This window comes from Streptomyces sp. NPDC002104 (genome assembly GCF_053593795.1).
Genome location: NZ_JBSFDF010000005.1, coordinates 1 through 17,807, shown reverse-complemented (window position 1 = coordinate 17,807; position 17,807 = coordinate 1). Strand labels below are relative to the sequence as shown.

General features: G+C 71.3%; 17 protein-coding genes. 11 read left to right on the top strand and 6 right to left on the bottom strand.

Going from position 1 to position 17,807, the window contains the following annotated elements:
- Nucleotides 1-381 precede the first annotated feature (381 nt).
- Nucleotides 382-600, bottom strand: a complete 219-nt coding sequence (locus ACWCP2_RS06130) for a hypothetical protein (RefSeq protein WP_450907393.1) — start codon at nt 598-600, stop codon at nt 382-384.
- Nucleotides 597-770 carry a hypothetical protein gene (locus tag ACWCP2_RS06125; protein ID WP_450907392.1) on the bottom strand — a complete coding sequence of 58 codons (174 nt, stop codon included), beginning with the start codon at nt 768-770 and terminating at the stop codon, nt 597-599. Before ACWCP2_RS06125 ends, ACWCP2_RS06130 begins: the two co-directional genes overlap by 4 nt.
- Nucleotides 771-1,115: 345 nt before the next feature.
- Here ACWCP2_RS06125 and ACWCP2_RS06120 point away from each other — a divergent pair, with 345 nt between their 5' ends.
- Nucleotides 1,116-2,453, top strand: a complete 1,338-nt coding sequence (locus ACWCP2_RS06120) for a lipase family protein (RefSeq protein WP_450907391.1) — start codon at nt 1,116-1,118, stop codon at nt 2,451-2,453.
- A gap of 76 nt (nt 2,454-2,529) precedes the next feature.
- On the opposite strand, the gene ACWCP2_RS06115 is transcribed toward ACWCP2_RS06120, so the two are convergent.
- Together ACWCP2_RS06115 and ACWCP2_RS06110 are read right to left on the bottom strand one after the other, a co-directional pair.
- On the bottom strand, nt 2,530-2,994 hold the full coding sequence (locus tag ACWCP2_RS06115; protein WP_450907390.1) for a hypothetical protein: 465 nt from the start codon (nt 2,992-2,994) through the stop codon (nt 2,530-2,532).
- A gap of 258 nt (nt 2,995-3,252) precedes the next feature.
- Nucleotides 3,253-3,726 carry a VOC family protein gene (locus tag ACWCP2_RS06110; protein WP_450907389.1) on the bottom strand — a complete coding sequence of 158 codons (474 nt, stop codon included), beginning with the start codon at nt 3,724-3,726 and terminating at the stop codon, nt 3,253-3,255.
- Nucleotides 3,727-4,133: 407 nt separating this feature from the next.
- On the opposite strand from ACWCP2_RS06110, the gene ACWCP2_RS06105 reads away from it, so the two are divergent.
- The 4 genes from ACWCP2_RS06105 (at nt 4,134) to ACWCP2_RS06090 (ending at nt 7,382) form a co-directional block, all read left to right on the top strand.
- Nucleotides 4,134-5,144 (top strand): cupin domain-containing protein, encoded by a 1,011-nt coding sequence (locus tag ACWCP2_RS06105; protein ID WP_450907388.1) that lies wholly within the window; start codon nt 4,134-4,136, stop codon nt 5,142-5,144.
- 24 nt (nt 5,145-5,168) lie between these two features.
- The gene (locus tag ACWCP2_RS06100; RefSeq protein ID WP_450907387.1) at nt 5,169-6,191 is read left to right on the top strand and encodes a hypothetical protein; all 1,023 of its coding nucleotides are present in this window, start codon (nt 5,169-5,171) and stop codon (nt 6,189-6,191) included.
- Nucleotides 6,188-7,075 carry an amidohydrolase family protein gene (locus tag ACWCP2_RS06095; RefSeq protein WP_450907386.1) on the top strand — a complete coding sequence of 296 codons (888 nt, stop codon included), beginning with the start codon at nt 6,188-6,190 and terminating at the stop codon, nt 7,073-7,075. The genes ACWCP2_RS06100 and ACWCP2_RS06095 overlap by 4 nt, the downstream gene beginning before the upstream one ends.
- 85 nt (nt 7,076-7,160) lie before the next feature.
- Nucleotides 7,161-7,382 (top strand): hypothetical protein, encoded by a 222-nt coding sequence (locus ACWCP2_RS06090; RefSeq protein ID WP_450907385.1) that lies wholly within the window; start codon nt 7,161-7,163, stop codon nt 7,380-7,382.
- Nucleotides 7,383-7,451: 69 nt separating this feature from the next.
- On the opposite strand, the gene ACWCP2_RS06085 is transcribed toward ACWCP2_RS06090, so the two are convergent.
- Nucleotides 7,452-8,474 carry an ABC transporter permease gene (locus ACWCP2_RS06085; protein WP_450907384.1) on the bottom strand — a complete coding sequence of 341 codons (1,023 nt, stop codon included), beginning with the start codon at nt 8,472-8,474 and terminating at the stop codon, nt 7,452-7,454.
- Nucleotides 8,475-8,577: 103 nt separating this feature from the next.
- Here ACWCP2_RS06085 and ACWCP2_RS06080 point away from each other — a divergent pair, with 103 nt between their 5' ends.
- The 4 genes from ACWCP2_RS06080 to ACWCP2_RS06065 all read left to right on the top strand — a co-directional run bounded on the left by ACWCP2_RS06080 (nt 8,578) and on the right by ACWCP2_RS06065 (nt 14,063).
- Nucleotides 8,578-9,234 carry a TetR/AcrR family transcriptional regulator gene (locus tag ACWCP2_RS06080; RefSeq protein ID WP_450907383.1) on the top strand — a complete coding sequence of 219 codons (657 nt, stop codon included), beginning with the start codon at nt 8,578-8,580 and terminating at the stop codon, nt 9,232-9,234.
- Between the two features lie 586 nt (nt 9,235-9,820).
- Entirely contained in the window at nt 9,821-11,284 is a 1,464-nt protein-coding gene (locus ACWCP2_RS06075) for a hypothetical protein (RefSeq protein ID WP_450907382.1), read from the top strand.
- 163 nt (nt 11,285-11,447) lie between these two features.
- Nucleotides 11,448-12,644, top strand: a complete 1,197-nt coding sequence (locus ACWCP2_RS06070) for a S8 family serine peptidase (protein ID WP_450907381.1) — start codon at nt 11,448-11,450, stop codon at nt 12,642-12,644.
- Nucleotides 12,645-13,067: 423 nt separating this feature from the next.
- Nucleotides 13,068-14,063 (top strand): terpene synthase family protein, encoded by a 996-nt coding sequence (locus ACWCP2_RS06065; RefSeq protein ID WP_450907380.1) that lies wholly within the window; start codon nt 13,068-13,070, stop codon nt 14,061-14,063.
- Here the strand turns inward: ACWCP2_RS06065 and ACWCP2_RS06060 are convergent.
- A complete protein-coding gene (locus ACWCP2_RS06060) occupies nt 14,060-15,634 on the bottom strand; it encodes a prenyltransferase/squalene oxidase repeat-containing protein (protein ID WP_450907379.1) in 1,575 nt (524 codons plus the stop codon). The two genes, ACWCP2_RS06065 and ACWCP2_RS06060, sit on opposite strands and share 4 nt — an antisense overlap.
- Nucleotides 15,635-15,843: 209 nt before the next feature.
- Here ACWCP2_RS06060 and ACWCP2_RS06055 point away from each other — a divergent pair, with 209 nt between their 5' ends.
- Together ACWCP2_RS06055 and ACWCP2_RS06050 are read left to right on the top strand one after the other, a co-directional pair.
- Nucleotides 15,844-16,443, top strand: coding sequence for a cysteine hydrolase family protein (locus ACWCP2_RS06055; RefSeq protein WP_450907378.1), 600 nt, complete (start codon nt 15,844-15,846; stop codon nt 16,441-16,443).
- Nucleotides 16,444-16,450: 7 nt separating this feature from the next.
- Complete coding sequence (locus tag ACWCP2_RS06050) at nt 16,451-17,359, top strand: GlxA family transcriptional regulator (protein ID WP_450907377.1); 909 nt, start codon at nt 16,451-16,453, stop codon at nt 17,357-17,359.
- Nucleotides 17,360-17,807: the final 448 nt, after the last annotated feature.

Below are 17,807 nucleotides of genomic sequence, written 5' to 3'. Positions count from 1 at the left end.
GAAGCGCTCAGGACACGCCCGCCCGGTCCCAGTCCCGCGCCCGTCCGGTCCGGTCCGGTCCGGTGTGACGCCGGACCCGCACATCCCGTGTCCGGTGCATTCCGCCACCCGGCCGTGCGCCGGACGACCCGGGTACAGGCCGCGCCCAAGCCCTCGCCGTCCTCACCGGGGACCACGCTCTCGGTCCCCGCCCGAGGCTCCGGCGCAAGGGCGGCCAACTGGTCCGGGCGGAGGTCGGGGAACTCGACGTCCCCGCCGAGGTGGACCAAGAGGCCGGCGCGGACGAGGTGGCCGACCGCCGCGGCGGTCACCCGCGGCCCCCACCTCAACGAGGGCGACCGCGGGGTTCCCGTCCCGGTCGTGCGGTGAGGCGGGGCCGGCTCACGTCAGGCCCGCCGCCTCGATGTCGGCCAGGGCAGCGGGCAGTTCGCAACCGCCGGACATCGGACGGATGTAGGCGCGCCGTGTCATCCGCGGTGTGCCGGTGTAGGTGGGGAGCTCCTCGCGGACCACGGCCATCAGCAGGCCCTCGGTCCCGGAGACGGTGTCACGGACGAGGCGGCCGAGCAGCGGATGGCGCTCGTGGCCGTCGCCCTTCACCGGGACACCTTCACCCGGTCGCGGGCGGCGCGGGTCGGGTCGGGACCCGGCGGGGCCCCGCGGGCGGGCATGCGGACCGGACCGGCGGTGAAGTGCGGGGCGCAGCTGCCGGCGGCCTGCCCGGGGCCTGCGGGGCAGGCGGTGTACGGGGCATCGGGGGGTACGCGCATGAAGGCCTCACTCCAGTCGCAGACAGCCGGCTACCGGTCCTTCGGAGCCGGGAGCCCGCCGGATTGGTCCGACAATTCCCGCTGCGCCGGGGCCGTACGGCCACCCGGCCCGCTGCGCCGAGGAACGGTGCGGATTGGGGTGAAGTCGCCTCCCTCCTACGGTCGCGGATTCGCGTGACCGACATCGCCCGGACGGGGACCTCGCGGCCTTGTCGAGCTCAGGTGGCGCAGAGCCGTGTCGCAGGCCTGTTCAAGCCGTTTACCTGCTGGTAACTTGCAGCGCTGTTACCACAGGTAACGCACGACGACTGTCCCGGTGATCCACGAGACGAATCCGAGGGAACCATGCATCGCATCGCCATGGGGAAGCTGGCAGCCGCAGTTGCCACCGCTCTGGCCGTCACCGCCGCTCCAGCGGCCGCGGCCGCTCCGGCCGCCTCGTCGACGGTCGCCGCGGGCGACTCGTTCTACGCGTACGACGGCAGCGCCCCCTTGTCCTCGTACGCACCGGGCGCCGTCCTCAAGACCCGGACGCTGCAGTACCACGTCCTCGGCATCCCGACGCCGGTCACCGCGATCCAGCTGCTGTTCCGCACCGTCGACGCGCAGGGCCGCCCGTCCGCCGGGGTCACGTCGATCGTGCGCAGCCCCAACGGAGACGGCAGCAAGGCCGTTTCGTACCAGTCGTTCTACGACTCCCTCAACCCCGCGGACTCCCCCTCCCGAGCCATCGCGGGCGACGTCTCGCTGGGCGGCCTGATCGCGAACGGCGAGTCCCTCCTCCTGGTGCCGCTCCTGCTCTCGGGCTACAACGTGATCATCCCCGACAGCGAGGGCCAGAACGCCGACTTCGCGGCCGGCCCTGAGTACGGAACGAACACGCTGGACTCGATCCGGGCCGCGAGCCAGTCCCCGCAGACCGGCCTCAACTCCAACACCCGCATCGGCTTGGCCGGTTACTCGGGCGGAGCCATCGCCACCCACTGGGCGGCCGTACTCGCACCGGGCTACGCGCCGGACGTCGACAGGAGGCTGGTCGGATACGCGGAAGGCGGTCTGCTCGTCGATCCGGCGCACAACCTCAAGTACGTCAGCGGAAGTTCCATCTGGGCCGGCGTCGCACCCATGGCCGTCATCGGGGCCGCGCGTTCCTACGACATCGCGTTCGAGCCCTACCTCAACGCCTACGGTCAACGGGTGTTCAAGGAACTCGAACGCGGGTCGATCATCAACGCGCTGGGCCAGTATCCGGGACTGACCTGGAAGAAGATGGTCAAGCCGGAGTACGCGAACCCGAACTCGGTTCCCCCCTTCGTCGAGGCGGTCAACAAGCTCAACCTCGGCTCGGCCCCCACCCCCAGCGCTCCCGGGTTCATCGTCCAGGGCGACGGAGGCGTCCTCGAGGGAACCCTCAGCAACCTCCCGGGCATCGGAACGGGTGACGGGGTCATGGTCGCCGGAGACGTGCGTGCGCTGGTCCGGCAGTACTGCGACAAGGGCAACACCGCGATCAAGTACCAGCAGTACGAGCTGCTCAGCCATGTCGGCGCAGCCGTTCCCTGGGCGCCGGCCGCCCTCGGCTGGCTGGGCGACAGGTTCGCGGGCAAGACGCCCCCGTCCGACTGCGGCCGGATCCCCGCGGGCAACTCGCTCGCACCGGAGGTCCCCACGACCAGGCCCTGACATCAGAGGGCGCGGAGCCGACCGCGGCCGGCGATGCCGCGTGACCGGGCGGCAGCCCGCCCGGTCACCGCTCCCCTCAGCCGCAGCGGACGGGTCCGGTGTTGAGGTTGTACTTCACTCCGCCCCGGACCAGCGAGCCGCTCACCCGGATGCACTGCCCCGTCGAGTTGAACCAGGTGTACAACGGCCCGGCGTAGTAGTGCAGGTTGGCCGGATGCTCCTTGGGCGGATCGATGGAGTAGTCGCCGCCCTCGTCGAAGATCGCCACGGTGACCTGCGAGGCGAGGCCGTCGTAGGGACTGGACCAGAACTTCACACAGTTCTTCTTGGTCGAATTGTTCCAGTAGGTGCGCGCGTAGCCGCCCCCGTCGCGCCCCGCCGGATTCTTGGCCCAGTACGTCTTGCCGTCCCAGCTTCCGCTGCACTGCTCGGCGGCGGGGGCCGCCTGTGCGGTCGGGGAGGCAACGAGACCGAGCAGCAGCGCCATGACGCCGACGCCCAGCACCTGCGGTTTACGTAACCGCTTCTTCAGTAACTTCATGCGCATCTCCTGATGATCAGATGCCGTTGACCCGGTTTGCCCAGGCCATGCCCGTTACGCTCCGCTCCCCGCGGGCCGCACGTCCGACGTTTCACGAAATCTCCACCGGGTTCACCGCGACGCCAAGCGCGCAGCGCGGCCGCTTTCGGTACGCGGGTCCAGCGGGCACCGTAGACGCTCCGCGCGGAGACCGCCCCGCCTCCCCCGCCCGAGCAGGTGTCGAAGTACACCGAGGCAAGGGATGGCGCCGTCGCCCCCCTACGTCTCGGCGTCGCCGCTCTCGACGCGGCCGCGCAGCTCGGCCTCCAGGTCCAGCGGGCCGAACGGCTGGCGCCCCTCCGTCCAGGTTTCCCGAGGGGTGAGCCACATGACCTCGAACTCGAGGCCGTCGGGATCCTTTGCGTACAAGGACTTGGTGGCGCCGTGGTCCGTGCCTCCCAGGAAGGCGTCCACCGCTGTCAGACGCTCTCGGATTTCCACCAGCGAGGAAAGCGACTCGCATTGCCAGGCGGTGTGATACATGCCCGGACTTCCTGGTGTCACGTCGCCTGTCACCTCGGCACGGAAAAGTCCGAGATCATGGTGATTGGGGCTGGTGGGAGAACGCAGAAAGACCTTTTCGTCACCGTGCTTTTCGATCACGGACAGGCCGAGCACGAAAGTGTAGAAATCGGCGGACCGATTCACGTCACGTACCCAGAGGACCACGTGGTTGATTCGTTCGACGCTCACAGGCACCTCCGCGCCCCGTTGGATCGTCCTTTTCAGCAGTCGCGCTTCTTCATGCTAGGCGCGTGCGTTCGCGAGGAGTGGAGCATGATGCGGACGATCCGCATTCATCCGTTCCGGGCCCGATCGTACGAAGCGCCGTCAACATCGGGGCAGCGAGGATGGCGCGTATCCATGACGGGAGGGCTCCGATGCCGCATTACAGGAATGTGGGATGCTATCCGCCGAAGCGGCACATCTACTGGGACGGGCCGGATGGATCGCCCCTGGTGGAGGAATTGCTGGGCGACGACGGATTCGATGGTGAGTCGTCCTTGCTGTATCACCTTCACAACCCGGCAGGCGTCGAGGGGCGTTTTCCGTGGGATCCACCGTCCACGGAATCCGATTCCTCCGGTCCGCACGGCCCCATGCACTTCCCCCGCCGGCCGGCACCCGACCCCGGTGCGACGGCCGACGCGGTGCGTCACCGCGTCATGCTGGTGGGCGGTGCCACGCTGCGCGTCTGGCGCGCCGTGGCCACCGGCGCTTCGCCTCTGTACCGCAATGCCTGCGCCGACGAGTGCGCCTACGTCGAGGCGGGAAGGGCCCTGGTCCACACGGCGATGGGCAGCATGGAGGTCGGCCCGGGAGACCTCGTCGTCATCCCGGCCGGGGTGGTGCACGCATGGCATCCGTCCACGGAGGAAGGGTCCGCAGCCGCCCCTGCGGCGGACCCGGGCCGGCGCCCGCCGCCGGCCGCCCGCGACACGGCACCTCCCCTGCGGCTGACCCTGTTCGAGTCGGCGGGCCGGATCGGCGCCCCGGCCCGGTACTTGTCGCCGCACGGGCTGCTCCTGGAAGGAAGCCCCTACTGCGAACGCGACCTGCGGTGTCCCGACCCGCCGGAGACCGTCCGGGCACACAGCACGACCGTCCTGACCCGGCACGGCCGGCGCGGGACGGCGATCACCTATCGGCACCATCCGTTCGACGTCGTCGGCTGGACCGGGACGCTGTATCCGTACGTGCTCAACGTCGCGGACTGCGAGCCGGTGAGCGCCCGGCTGCACGCGCCTCCGCCGGTCCATCAGGTCTTCGCCATGTCCGGCGCCGATCTGCTCTTCTTCACGCCGCGCGTGCTGGAGTACCACCCGCGAGCCGTCAAAGTGCCCTACCAGCACGTCAACCTCGGGGGCGACGAGCTACTGCTGTTCGCGGACGGCGACTTCGGCTCCCGTACGGAGAGCGGCGTGCGCCAGGGGTCGGTGACCGTGTTCCCGCCCGGCGTCCCCCACGGCCCGCCCCCCGGGCTGGCCGAGTCGACGCGCGACCACCAGGAGACCTCCGAGTGGACCCTGCTGCTCGACGGACACGAGCGTCTCGAACCCGGACGCGAGGCACTGCCCATGCTGGACCCGGGCTATCCGCTGACGTGGTAGCCCCCTGACCCACAGGACCCCGTCATGACCACGAACCCGCTTCCCCTCCTTCGCCCGTGCGACCTCCCGACCACAGGTGAGGAGCTGTGGTCGGCGACGTCCGCCGTCAACGCACTGGTGGCCGAGTTCATGGCCTCACCATCGGGTACCGACTGCGTACGGTTGCGGCAGGCACTGGCGCCCGACGACTACGAGCCCGCCGGGCCTCGGGAAGTCCCCTCCCTTGAGGAGGCCTTCAGCGAGCACGACGCCTTCTTCGGCGTGGCCAGGGCTCACGGACCCGCCGACCTCTTCCTCCGTGCCCTGCTCGTCGCCGAGATCGACACCGTCCTCGACCTCGCGCGCACCGCGTCCTCGCTCAGCGCCGCCGAGCGCTCCACGCTGGTGGGCGGTGGCTCGGCCCTGCTGGGCCATCGGCGTGCGGGCCGCGGGGGCGGGGAACTCGTACGCCCGCCAAGGCAACTCGTACGCCCACCGGAGGACGGCACAGCACCTCCCGCCGACGAGCGCACCGCGCAGCTGCGCTGGGCGTCCGGGCACCGGCTCTTCTTCGCGCACCTCCAGGCCATCACCGTGACCTGCGGATGCGCCGTCCACGCACGCACCGTCGCCGAACAAGACATGTATCTCGACCACACGGTGATGTTCTGCACGAGCGCCGCACTTGCCATGCGGCACGCCGCGGACTTCGCCCCCGAGCTCTACGTCCGCTCGATCCGGCCCACCATGACCCCACCGCGTGTGGGCTCGGGCTTCAGCGGCCTGCAGACCCGCGACCACCATCATCTGGTGCAGTCCCTGGACAGCCTGGGCACCCGGCTGCTGCCGGACGTCGCCGAGGGGACGACCTACCGGAGGTTCACGGAGGCGCTGGGGCAGCTCTACGCAGCACACGTCCATGTGTGCAGTCGCTTCGGCGGCGACGCGAACCCGAGTCTGCGCATGGAGGCGAGCAAGGAGGACAGTGCGACGACAGGCGCGGAACGGGCCCGGCAGTACGCGGATCTGCGCATCCGCAAGCTGGGCGAGCGGCGGCCCGCGGCATGACCGTCACGGACTGGCACGCCCACCTGTGGCCGCGCGCCTACGTCGGCTTCCTCGACGCACACGGCCAGGACTGCCGCCACCAGCGGGACGTCCCGGCGGGTGACGACAGCGCCGCGATGCTGCGCCGGCGCCTGCAGCAGATGGACGACAGCGGCATCGACTGCCAAGTCCTCAATGCCGCGGCCCTGTACCCCGCGCTCGGCCCACCGGGGAGGAACGTCCAAGCGGCGCGGCTGGCCAACGAAGCGCTGGCCGAAGCCGTGCGCACGGCTCCCGGCCGCTTCGCCTTTCTGGGCATCCTGCCCCTCCCCCTGCTCGCAGCGTCCCTGCGCGAGCTCGACCACCTCATGAACCGGCTCGGAGCGAGAGGCGTCGTCCTCCCACCGGCTCTCCACGGCGCATCCACCCTGGGATCCCGCTACGACCCCCTGTACGCGGAACTGGACCGTGCCCGGGCCGTACTGCTCTACCACCCGGCCGGAACCCATGGCGGCCCCTCGCTGTGCGACCCCGACGGCGTGGCATGGTCCGTAGGGGCGATCGCGGAGCAGACCACTGTCGTTCTCGACTGGCTGGCAGCGGACATGTCGGACCGGTTCCCCCACATCTCGCCGATCGTCAGCAGAGCCGGCGGCGCCTGCTTCCTGCTCGACCCTGACACCGTGCGGGGCGTCGCCACGTCCACCCTGCGCTTCGACAGCCACACGCAGGGGAACGCGGCCGCACTGGGACTGGCCGGACGGCATGTGGGCCGGCACCGCGTCCTGCTCGGCACGGACTACCCGTTCGTCCGTGGTGCGCACCTTGCGGAAGCCGTCCGCGTGTTCCAGGTGGTGACCGGGGGCGCAGGTGAGACCGGGAGCCCGTCCCTGCGGCCGGGGTGAGGTGATCCGGTACCGATCCCCTCACCTCGGCCGCGGGCGGAGCGGGTGACCCGAGGCGGCGGACGGGCGTTGTCCCGGCATGGACATGGACGACGAAGACTTCCTCGGCGTACTCCTGGACGCCGTCACCGACACCCGCCTGAAGCTGCTCACCGGCGACGAAGCGCGCGCGGTGATGATGCTCCTCGGCACCCTCGAAGAAGAGACCCGCTGCGAACACGTGCGCGCCGCCGCGGGCGAGATGCGGTGCCGCCTCGGATCACGCCTCGCCCTGCCCGCCGAAACCGCTGTGCCCCGGCGTGGCTGAAGTGGTGCAGCCGGGCGCCCGTCCAACGGAGCCGAGGTGACGGGCACCGCGATGGGCTTCCGGGCGGCTTCAGCCGACGGTAGCGGCCTCCGGTGCCTGCCGCGGCACGGCGGCGGAAGCGGACGCGGGGCGGCGCGGGCGGGCGAGCAGGACGGCGGACAGGCCGGCGATCGCCCAGATGGTCAGCGTGATCACCGGCCGCACGGCCTGTGCGCCATCGAAGAACGAAACCGAGCGCAGCAGCGCGCCACCGGCGCCCGGCGGCAGCCACTGGCCGATCAGCCCGGCCGGCTCGGGCAGCAGCTCCGGGGCGGAGGTCATGCCGGAGAACGGGTTCCCGATCAGCATCGAGAGCATGGCGCCGACCCCTATGCCCGCCGGGCCGATCAGCGCCGCGAGCCCGGCGACGGTCCCACCCACCGCGAGGGCTATGAAGCCGAGCGTGCCCGCCTCGGCCCACCAGTTGCCCGTGAGGGCGCCGAGCCAGCTGTGCGTGAGCGCAGCCGCCGCGATCCCGACCAGGGCGGCGGACCCGAGCAGCGCGAGGACGGCACGGCTCCCGCGCAGCCCCAGGAGCGTGATGACGGCCCCGGCCGCGATTCCCGCGAGGGTCATCGGCAGCAGGCTGGAGTTGAGCACGGCACCGCGCGGATCCCCGGCCGGCGCCGCGACCACGTCGACGGTCTCCACCCGGGTGCCCTCGGGGGCACCCGCGGATACCGCCTGCTGCAGCAGTTGGGCCACCACCGTGCTCGCGGCCGAGGCGGTGAGCAGCCTCGGGCCCTGCTGGGTGACGACGACCGCGCCGTATACCGTTCGGGCCTCGATGGCTGCGCGGGCCGCGGCTTCGTCGGCGTACCGGTGGATCTCGAACGCGCCCGGCTTCTGCTGCAGTTGCTTCTGCACGCCTTCGGCCGCCGCCGCGGGGCCCGCGACGCCGATGGGGAGATCGCGCGGTGCGATCCGGCTGGACGGCCAGGCGAACGCCCATAGGGCAAGGGTCACGAACACCGGGATCAGGACTATGACAGCGATCAGACGCCTGCCCTGTGGCGGTGACGGCGCGGCGGACGTGGCGGAGGAGGTGGCCATCGAGGCTCCCGAAGTAAAAAGAATGAGCATTCGTTCTGAGCAGGTCACTGTGGTGCAGGCTGTCACGCTTGTCAAGAATGAATGTTCGTTTTAGATTGGGTCCATGGCTCGCGTATCCCAGGAACACCTCGACGCCCGTCGCCGTCAGATCCTGGACGGCGCCACGCGCTGCTTCAGCCGCAACGGCTTCCACACGGCGTCGATGCAGGACGTCCTGCGCGAGGTCGGTCTCTCCGCGGGCGCGGTCTACCGCTACTTCAACGGCAAGGACGAGCTGATCGCGGCCATCGCCACCGAGGCTCTCGCCACCGTCCGGGCCGCCTTCGAGCGAGCTGCCGAGGAGTACCCGCCCCCACTGCCCGATGTGCTGCTCACCCAGACCCTCGGAGACGTGCTGGCCGGAGGGTTGCTCGGCAGCGGCGGTGGCAGCGGCGGCGGTCCGGGAGCCGGCGACGAGCCCGACTTTCCCCGGGTGGCCCTGCAGGTGTGGGCGGAAACGCTGCGCAGCCCGGAGCTGGCCAAGGCGCTGCGCCAGGGGTTCGACGAGATGCACGAGGCCTGGAGCAAGGTCGTCACGGCCTACCAGGGGGCCGGGCTGATGAGGGCCGACGTACCGGCCGACCGCGTGGCGCGCACCTTGATGGCACTGGCGCAGGGGTTCATCGCCCAGCAAGCCCTGTTCGGCGATGTGGAGGTCGAACAGGTGCGGGACGGGCTACGCGGCCTGATGTCCATGACGGAGCCAACCAGGATCGGCTGACGAGCAGCGAAACAAACCGCCTCGGCCGTCCAGCGGTGCGGTCAGGCGTTCGCCGGAGATCGCCTCTTCGCGGGGACGAAAGCCCGGAGGAGGCCGTTCCGCGGTGCAGGCGCATGCTGCGGCCGACGATCATCTCCCGGCCTCCGGCTGCGCACTTGCGGATGCGCCCGAGAACACCCGGACCGATGCGGCGTCTGCCGCGCCCCGAACGACCACGTCACCTTCGGGGGCGACGACCCCCACTCCTGCCTCGGCCCCTGCCTCGCCCGCGCGCGGGCCAAGGCCCTGATCCGCGAACTGCTCCGCCGCCAGCTCGACTTCGGCCTGGGGGGCGAGCTCCGCCGGCTGCGCTCGGACTTCCTCAATGGGGTCAAGTACCTGCCGGTGCGCCTCGACTGGGACGGGCCCGGTGGCGATCGCACGGAACTGGACTGCGGGCGCGACAGGTTCCCCGGCCCTCGTACAATCAGCAAACTGTCGAAAAGCAAACCTGACAAGAGCAGCTGACAAGGACCACGAGAAGCCCCGAGTGATCGCCCGCCTTCGGTCGGGCCACCCCTCGGACACCAGCAGGAAAGGTGCACCCGTGCCCGCGCACATGTCGACCTCCTCCGCACACCAGGCATCAGAGCCCGCCGGAGCGACCCCGGGCCTCCCATGGCGGAGTGCCGGACGGTGGACGCGGGCCGGCGCCGCCACTCTGGCGCTCCTCGTCGCCGGGGTCGCCGGAATCGCCGGCTGCGGAGCGGTCACGGGCGGGAAGGACTCCGCGGCCGGCAAAGCGCCCGAGGGACCGTACGCGCCCGCCCTCATGGCCCAGGCCTGGAAGACGCCTCCGGTCAAGGGGGACTCCCTCCTCGTCAAACTGCTCGGCAACTGGAACGCGGACACGGCCTACTACATCGGGCGCCGCACCGGCGTGGAGATCTACGACTCGAAGACCGGCGACCGGATCGGCAGCATCACCCCGCCCGAGCCGGACATGCACCCGTGCGCCATGACCGAAGGCCTCAGCGGCAGCGGCCTCGGTGCCGTCGCCTGGGTCAAGGGCGACCCCCTGGCCTCCACCGCCAGTTGCGACCAGGTGTCGCTGATCGACACCCGCAAGGGCGGCGCCGTCCGCTGGACCACGCAGGTGGCCGGAGTCCCGGCGGGCGGGAAGCCCGTCACCGACGACAGCGCCGCGCTCGCCTTCCTGGACGGCGACGTCCTGGCCGTGATGACACCGAACACCGTGGTCGCCCTGCGTCCGAACAAGAAGGAGGCGTGGACCTGGGTCAGCCCCCGGGCGGGCCTCCACGTCCGGAACACCGACATGACCGCGCGAGGCGACCGCATCATGGTGATGATGGGGCTGGAGACCCGGGGCACTGCCGACTGGACCTGGTCGGTGAGCACCCTCGACGCGGCCAAGGGCCGCCAGGTGGATGCGACCGCCGTGCCGATGACCGCTCCGGAGGGCGGGCGGGTACGGCTGGTCGGCAACGGCGCTCCGGCGGCACTGCTCCTGCCCGACGGGCTCGCGGACAATCCCCCGCCGCCGGAGCTCGTCGTCTTCGGCCGCGACGGGTCCATCGCCCGTCGCATCCCGCTCGCCACCACCGTGGGCCCGGTACTGCTGCACCCCGTGGAACGGGCGAACTGGGCAACACGCTTCGACATCGCCTTCGACGCCGACGCGACCACCGCCTACGTGATCGCCGGAGAGACCACGAGCCTGACCGTCCCCGCCTCCGTCGTCGCCTACGACCTGGCCACCGGCACGCAGAAGTGGACCAAGCCGGTCGGCAAGGCGACCACACCCCGATTCCTCGGCTCGGACGAGGACGCCGTCTACGTCCTGGGCGGAAAGAGCGTCAGCGACATGGACATCCAGTCGTACGCGGCCAAGGACGGGACCCCTGCCAAGATCGGTACGGTCACCGCGCCGGCCGAGCCCCTTCCCGTCTCGGGACTCGTCGTCGACTACCGCAACGGCAATCTCGTCATGGTCGAAACGGGGGCCACTCCCTTTTACGGGGCCATCGCGTTCCGTGCCTCCGGCGGCTGAGCCGGGCACACCCTGACCCCGTAGGGCCGAGGCCGAGGCCGGTGCCGGTGCCGGTGCCGGTGCCGGTGCCGTCCGGTCACTTCACACCCCCCGTCCAGCGCATGGACGCATGTGCTCATCCACGCATGCACACATGGACACTTGGGCACAGAAAGGCGCGAAAATGCAGGACACCACACGTCGAAGCGGGTCGTGGCGGCGGGCGGCGGGCGTCGTCGCCGCGGTGCTGACGGTCAGCGCCGGCACCGCGGTGCCGGCCGCCGCCGACACCGACTCGCGGGGCTACCTCACGAAGATGAAGGCCCAGGAGATGTGGAAGGTCGCGGACGGAAGCGGCATCACGGTCGCCGTCATCGACAGTGGTGTCACCGATCTGCCAGGACTGAAGGGGCGAGTCCTCCCCGGCATTTCGTTCATGGAGCCTCCCTTCGAGCGCCCGGACGTCACCTACCCGCCGCACGAGGACTTCGTCGGGCACGGAACCAGCATGACCGCGGCGATCGTCGGCGACGGCTCGGCGGGCAGCCCGCAGGGCCTCGCCCCCGGCGCCAAGGTACTGCCCGTCCGCACCAGCGTCGGTACGCCCATGGCCTTCGCCGTGGCGTCCGAAGCCGCACGGGGAATCCGGTACGCGGCCGACAACGGAGCCAAGATCATCAACCTGTCCATCGGGGTGACTCCGGACTGGCCGATGGACAAGATCAAGCCGGCTGTCGAGTACGCCCAGCGCAAGGGGTTGTTGATCTTCGCTGCGATGGGCAACGAGGGCGAACGGAAGAACTGGACCAACGCCATCGCCAGCCTGCCCGGGGTCATCGGCGTAGGAGCCACGGACACGACCGGTAAGGCCATGCCGTTCAGTTCCCACGGGCCCGACACGGACCTGACCTCCATCGGCAGCAAGGTCGAGATCCGGTGCGAGGAGAACAAGGGCTGGTGCGCGGGGAACGGCGGCACCTCGTACGCGACCAGTCTGGTCTCCGCCTCCGCCGCGCTCGTGTGGTCGGCCCACCCCGACTGGACCGCGAACCAGGTGGCCCGGGTCCTCATCCAGACCGCCGGCGGCCCCGTCGACGGCTCCGAGCGCAGCGACTGGATCGGCTACGGATCCGCCCGCCCCCGCAAGGTGCTGCTCGACCACGAGGGAGACCCGGGGGCGCCCGACGTCGACCCCCTGGCCGCCCCGCCCGTCGCGAAGTCCCCTGCCCCCGGAGCCGATTCGACGGCCTCGGCGCCACCCCGGGCGGAAGCCGCGGACGTGCAGGCGGGCATCTCCTGGCAGTGGCCGGCACTCGGCGCCGCCGTCGCCGTGGGCCTCGGTCTCGCCGTCACGGTGATGGTCAAGCGCCGTCGCGGCTGACCCTCCGCTCCGGCCGGGGCCGAGCCCGACCTGAGTTCGCGCAGCGAAGCCATAGGACAACCTGCCGTTACGGGCTGCGGAGCCGGGCCCGATGTTCGCAGCAACGGCGCGGGCGCCGACCAGGCCGGGGTTGCCGCTCTTGCGCTCGCCGGTGGGGATGATCAGGTCGGAGCGGATCCGTTCGACGGCTCCGCCCGCTTCCCGGCGCCGGAGCAGGGCGTACGGCCTGTCGCTGGTGAAGACCGGCGACAGGCGCCCGCGCTAGCCCCTGCGGGCGGCCCTGCTTACCGCTTCTCATTTCGGCCGCCGGGCTGGGTTTCGGCGGCGCATGGCAGGATCCACTTGATCACCACGCGGTGACCGCGATCTGCCGCCCGCTGCAGGCAACGACGAACCACCAGCCAGCGCCTCCGAGGAGCCCTGATGACCTCACCAGCCCACCCGGTCGACTTCGGCATCCCGGTCCTCCAGCACATCCATCCCGAGGCCGACCGCGTCGGTCAGAGCCTGGACGCCTGGGCGGTCCGCGTCGGGCTGGCCGGCACCCCGGCCGAGCGGGCCCGGATGCGCGCAGCCGGGTTCCACCTGATCGCCTCCCGGATCCTGCACGATGTGCCGGTCGAGGCCGCGGAGTTGTTCGCGCGGTGGGTGACGCTGCTGTTCCATCTCGACGACCAGCAGGACGAGGGCCCCATGGGCCGGTCGGCCGAAGAGGTCAAAGCCGTCTACCGGGCGCTGACCTCAATCGTCGATGCCCCTCCCGCGTCCGTGATATCGCCGACGCCCGCCGTTACGGCCTTCGCCGATCTGTGGCCCCGCACCGCGGACGGGCTGTCCGCAGCCTGGCGCCGGCGCTTCCGGTCCCACCTGCTGGGCCATCGCGACGCCTTCCTCGCCCAGATCGCCCATCGCGAGGACGGGACGGTCCCCACCTGCGAGGGGTACCCGGGGCTGCGCCGGGACGCCAACGGGATGTTCATGTTCGATCTGGTCGAGGCAGCCCTCCGCACCGAGGTTCCTGCCGCTCTCGCCGAGGGCGCGCTGTGGCGGGAGATGTGCGAGGCGTCCAACGACCTCACCGCCTGGTGCAACGACATCCTGTCCCACTCCCGCGAGACGGCCGCGGGAGAGGTCACCAACTATGTGATCGTCCTGGAGCAGGCCACCGGCTGCGACACCGGCACCGCCCTCGGCCTGGTCCTGGACCGTATCCGGGATCGCCACCACCGGCTCGCCGAGGTCCGCGCCGAACTCGCCGAGCCGTTGGCCGCGCTGCCCGCCCCACTGCGTGGCGCGGTCGCGTACATCGCCGACGCCATGTGCGTCATGCCGGGTACCCAGCTGGCCTGGCTCGCCGAGTCCGGCCGATACCCGGACCTGCTGCTCGCCGAGAGCGGAGCGCAGCCCGGGAGGGGTTAGCGCTTGGCGGGCACGGCAATGCTGGCGGGCACGGCGGTCCTGGCGGGCACGGCGGTCCTGGCAGCCGGTACGGACCGCGGCACCGGCATGCAGGCCGGGGGGCGGATCCGGGCCTGGAGGTGGGCCAGGGCCAGCAGCACGGTGTGGTCGGCCAAAGCGGGCACGTCGAACAGGAACGGGCGAGTTCCCATCTGGTCAGGGAGCGAAGCGATGCCGCCGTCGGGCTTCTGTGCGGACAGCAGGAAGCGTATGCCTGCGGCGGCCCGGTCCGGGTCTCCGCCGGTGGTGAGGCAGATCAGGGCGTAGGCCGTGCTGATGGCATCGCTTGCCTCGCCCGCCTGCTGCCCCCAGCCGCCGTCCGGATTCTGCCCGGCGGCCACTGCCTCACCCAGCCGGGACACCATCGCCTCCAGCCCCGGTCCCTGCGCGCCGGCGGGAGCACCGGCCGCGGCCAGCAGCACCCGGAAGGCGACGTGGTAGCGGCTGCGGCTCCACTCCGGGGCGAACAGCCCGTCCGCCCGCTGCGCGCCGACGAGGTGGTCCAGCCCGGCGCGTATCCGGTCGTGGTGCTCGGCGGGGCGCAGGGAGAGTGCGTTGAGCGCGCCGGCGGTCATCCCGGCCTCGGAGGGTGCGCCGGGCATGTACGTGGCGAAGCCGCCGTCCTCGCCCTGGAGGGAGCACAGGCGGTCCGTGGCGCGGGCGATCGCCGAGCGGTACCGGTCCGCGTCCAGAAGGTGGAGGAACTCCACGGCCACGGCCGTGTCATCGGTGTCGGTGTGCTCCGCCGGGGCGGCGTAGGACCATCCGCCGTCAGGACGCTGGTGATGGACGAGGCGGTCGGCCAGGAGGTGGAGGCTCGCGCGCGGGGTGGGGGTGTGGACGAGTGCGATGCCGGCGGTGACGGCGCACCAGATCCCCAGGTCGGTGACGAACGGCAGCCCGCCGTCGGGGCGCTGGTGCACGAGCGCCTCGCGTACTCCCGTGGCCACCGGCTCGTCCTGCTCCGGGAGCAGGGCGAGGGCGTTGGCGGCCAGCAGGTGCACCAGCAGGTTCCCCTCCCAGATCCCGTCGTGGTCCAGGGCCGCGGCAAGAACCTCTACCTCCTCACCGGTCGCGGTCCCCCCGGCGGCGCAGCGAAGGATCACCGCGACCGCCGTCACCTGGACGCGGCCCGCCGGGTGCAGGACACCACGCGGCGTCGGCTGCCCGGTCTCCACCACCGCGCCGCACAGGGCGAGCACCGCGCACAGCAGCGCCCGCTTGCTGCCCGCCTGGAAGCCGGGGGCCTGCCGTAGGAACCCCTCGACCAGCAGGCGCGCTTCACCGGCGTCCGCGCCTTCCAGCGCCACCCGCGCCAGCAGCGCGTCCACGCCCTTCCAGCGGGGATGCCGGCGTTCCAGGAACTCCTCCAGTCGGACGGCCGCATCCGCATCTAGCCCGGTACGGCGCAGCAGCGTCAGTAGGAGCACCGACTCCAGCGCGCGGCTGCGGCACTCCCATCGCGGTGAACCCCAGTCACCCAGCGCCGACTCCTCGACCAGGGCCCGCAGTGACTCCGTCCGGGCAGCCAAGCCCGGGGGCAAGCCGCCAGCGGACCACACAGGCCCCGCGAAGGGTTGAACGCGCATGTCTCCGGTGGCCTCTCAGCGCACATCAAGATCAACGGACACCGTAGCCGGAGCCGCACGCCATGGGGGTCACCCAGGATGACCGGATCAGTCCGCAGCCGGACTCGATGCGGCCTGTCTCGGGGCCGCCCGCGCGGGCCACGCTTGGGGACATGAACCGAGCACTGATCGTCGTAGATGTCCAGGAGTCCTTCCGCGCCGAGCCGCTGTGGGAAGCGATCTCCGACCCGAACATCGCGGAGAAGGTGAACCGCCTGGTCCGGCTTTCCCGGCAGGCCGGGGACCTGGTGGTGTGGGTACTGCACTCCGAGCCCGGCGCCGGCGATGTCTTCGACCCGGCACTCGGCCATGTCCGGCTGATGGCGGAGCTGGAGCGGGGGGACCGGGAGCCAGTGCTCCACAAGACCTCCCACAACGCCTTCACCACCACCAACCTGCAGCAGCTCCTCACCGTGCACGGCATCCGCGAACTCACCGTCTGCGGTATCCGTACCGAGCAATGCGCGGAGACCACCACCCGCGTCGCATGCGATCTCGGCTACGAGGTCACCTTCGTGATCGACGCGACCGCGACGCATCCCATTCCCCACCGCGACGCCCCCGCCGACCAGAGCGTCGCCGAGCTGCTCGCAGACCCCCGTACGCTGCCGTCCGCGGAGGTCATCAGGCGCACCGAGTACGCGCTCGCCGGACGCTTCGCCACCATCGCGACGATCGACGAGCTGGAGGCCGCAGCGGTACGCGTACGATGACCGAATCGTGAGCCTTATCGTGTTCTTCCTGGTTCCCGGGGTCCAATTGCTGGACCTGGCCGGCCCTGCCCAGGTGTTCTCCACCGCGGCCGACTTCGGGCATTCCTATGCGCTCGCCTACGTCGCCGAGCAGCCGCAGGTCTCCACCGCCCAGGGCCTGCCGCTCCTGGCGGAGCTCGAGTGGCCCGAGCTCGGGCCCGAGGACCTGATCGTGGTGCCGGGTTGGTGGCCAGGTGTCCTGGCCGAGGGCCCCAGCATCGGCTCCGCTTCCCTCCAGGTCCTCCGCGACCACCACGCGCGGGGAGGCACGGTGGCGAGCATCTGCGCCGGAGCCGACGCGCTCGGCCAGGCCGGCCTGCTCGACGGCCGCCGCTGCACCACGCACCACGAGCTGCAGGACGAGCTGGCCCTGCGCCACCCCGGGGCAGTGGTCGTCCGCGATGTCCTGTTCACCGCCGACGACCGGGTGATCACCTCGGCCGGCATCGCCAGCGGCATCGATCTGGCCCTCCACCTGGTCGCGACCCGGCACGGCCCGGCCGCCGCCGCCCAAGTGGCCCGGGACATGGTCGTCTACGCCCGCCGCAACGGCCACGACCCGCAGTCCAGCGCGATGCTCCGACACCGGTCCCACCTCGACGACACCGTGCACCGAGCTCAGGACCTCATCGACACCCGCTTCGACCAACCGCTGCCCCTACCGACGCTCGCAGCGGCCGTGGGCGTAAGCGAACGCACCCTCACACGCCTCTTCAACCACGCCACCGGGCTCACGCCCCTGCGCTACCAGCAGACCCTCCGCCTCGAACACGCCCAGCACCTCATCAGCCACGGTGCGACGATCGATGCCGCTGCCCGCGCAGTCGGATTCGAGGACCCCCGCATGCTGCGCCGCCTCCGCGCCCGCACGGCCTGAGGCGGCAGCGAAGCCACACCCCCGTGCACGACGGATGCGCTCCCCCTGCCCACGAGCGACGATCGACGCGCCCGGAGCCGCCCCGCCCGGCGAAGGCGGACGCGGCCCTGGACTGGGCGAGGACGTCGCAAGGAGGTCGCGCAAAGGTCGCCAGGGCGTCGCTCCGGGGACTGCCCCCGGAGCAGCGGACGTCCAAGTCGGCCGTGCCGCACACACAGCACACCCAGCCCGGCCGTACCCACCCGGCCAGCCAGCCGCATACCGGTACGCGCCGTCATCCGGCTGCCAGCAGCACGCCCCTCCCCCGCACCTCAGACGCTGAGTAGGCCGACAGGCCGGACGCCTACTGGAAACACCTCGGCCGGTGGCCGGCCCCCTCCGTGCTGGAGGTGCCGCCGTACTTGCGGCTGGTGGTCCCGTCGGCCTGCTTGAACGCCTCGAAGATCAC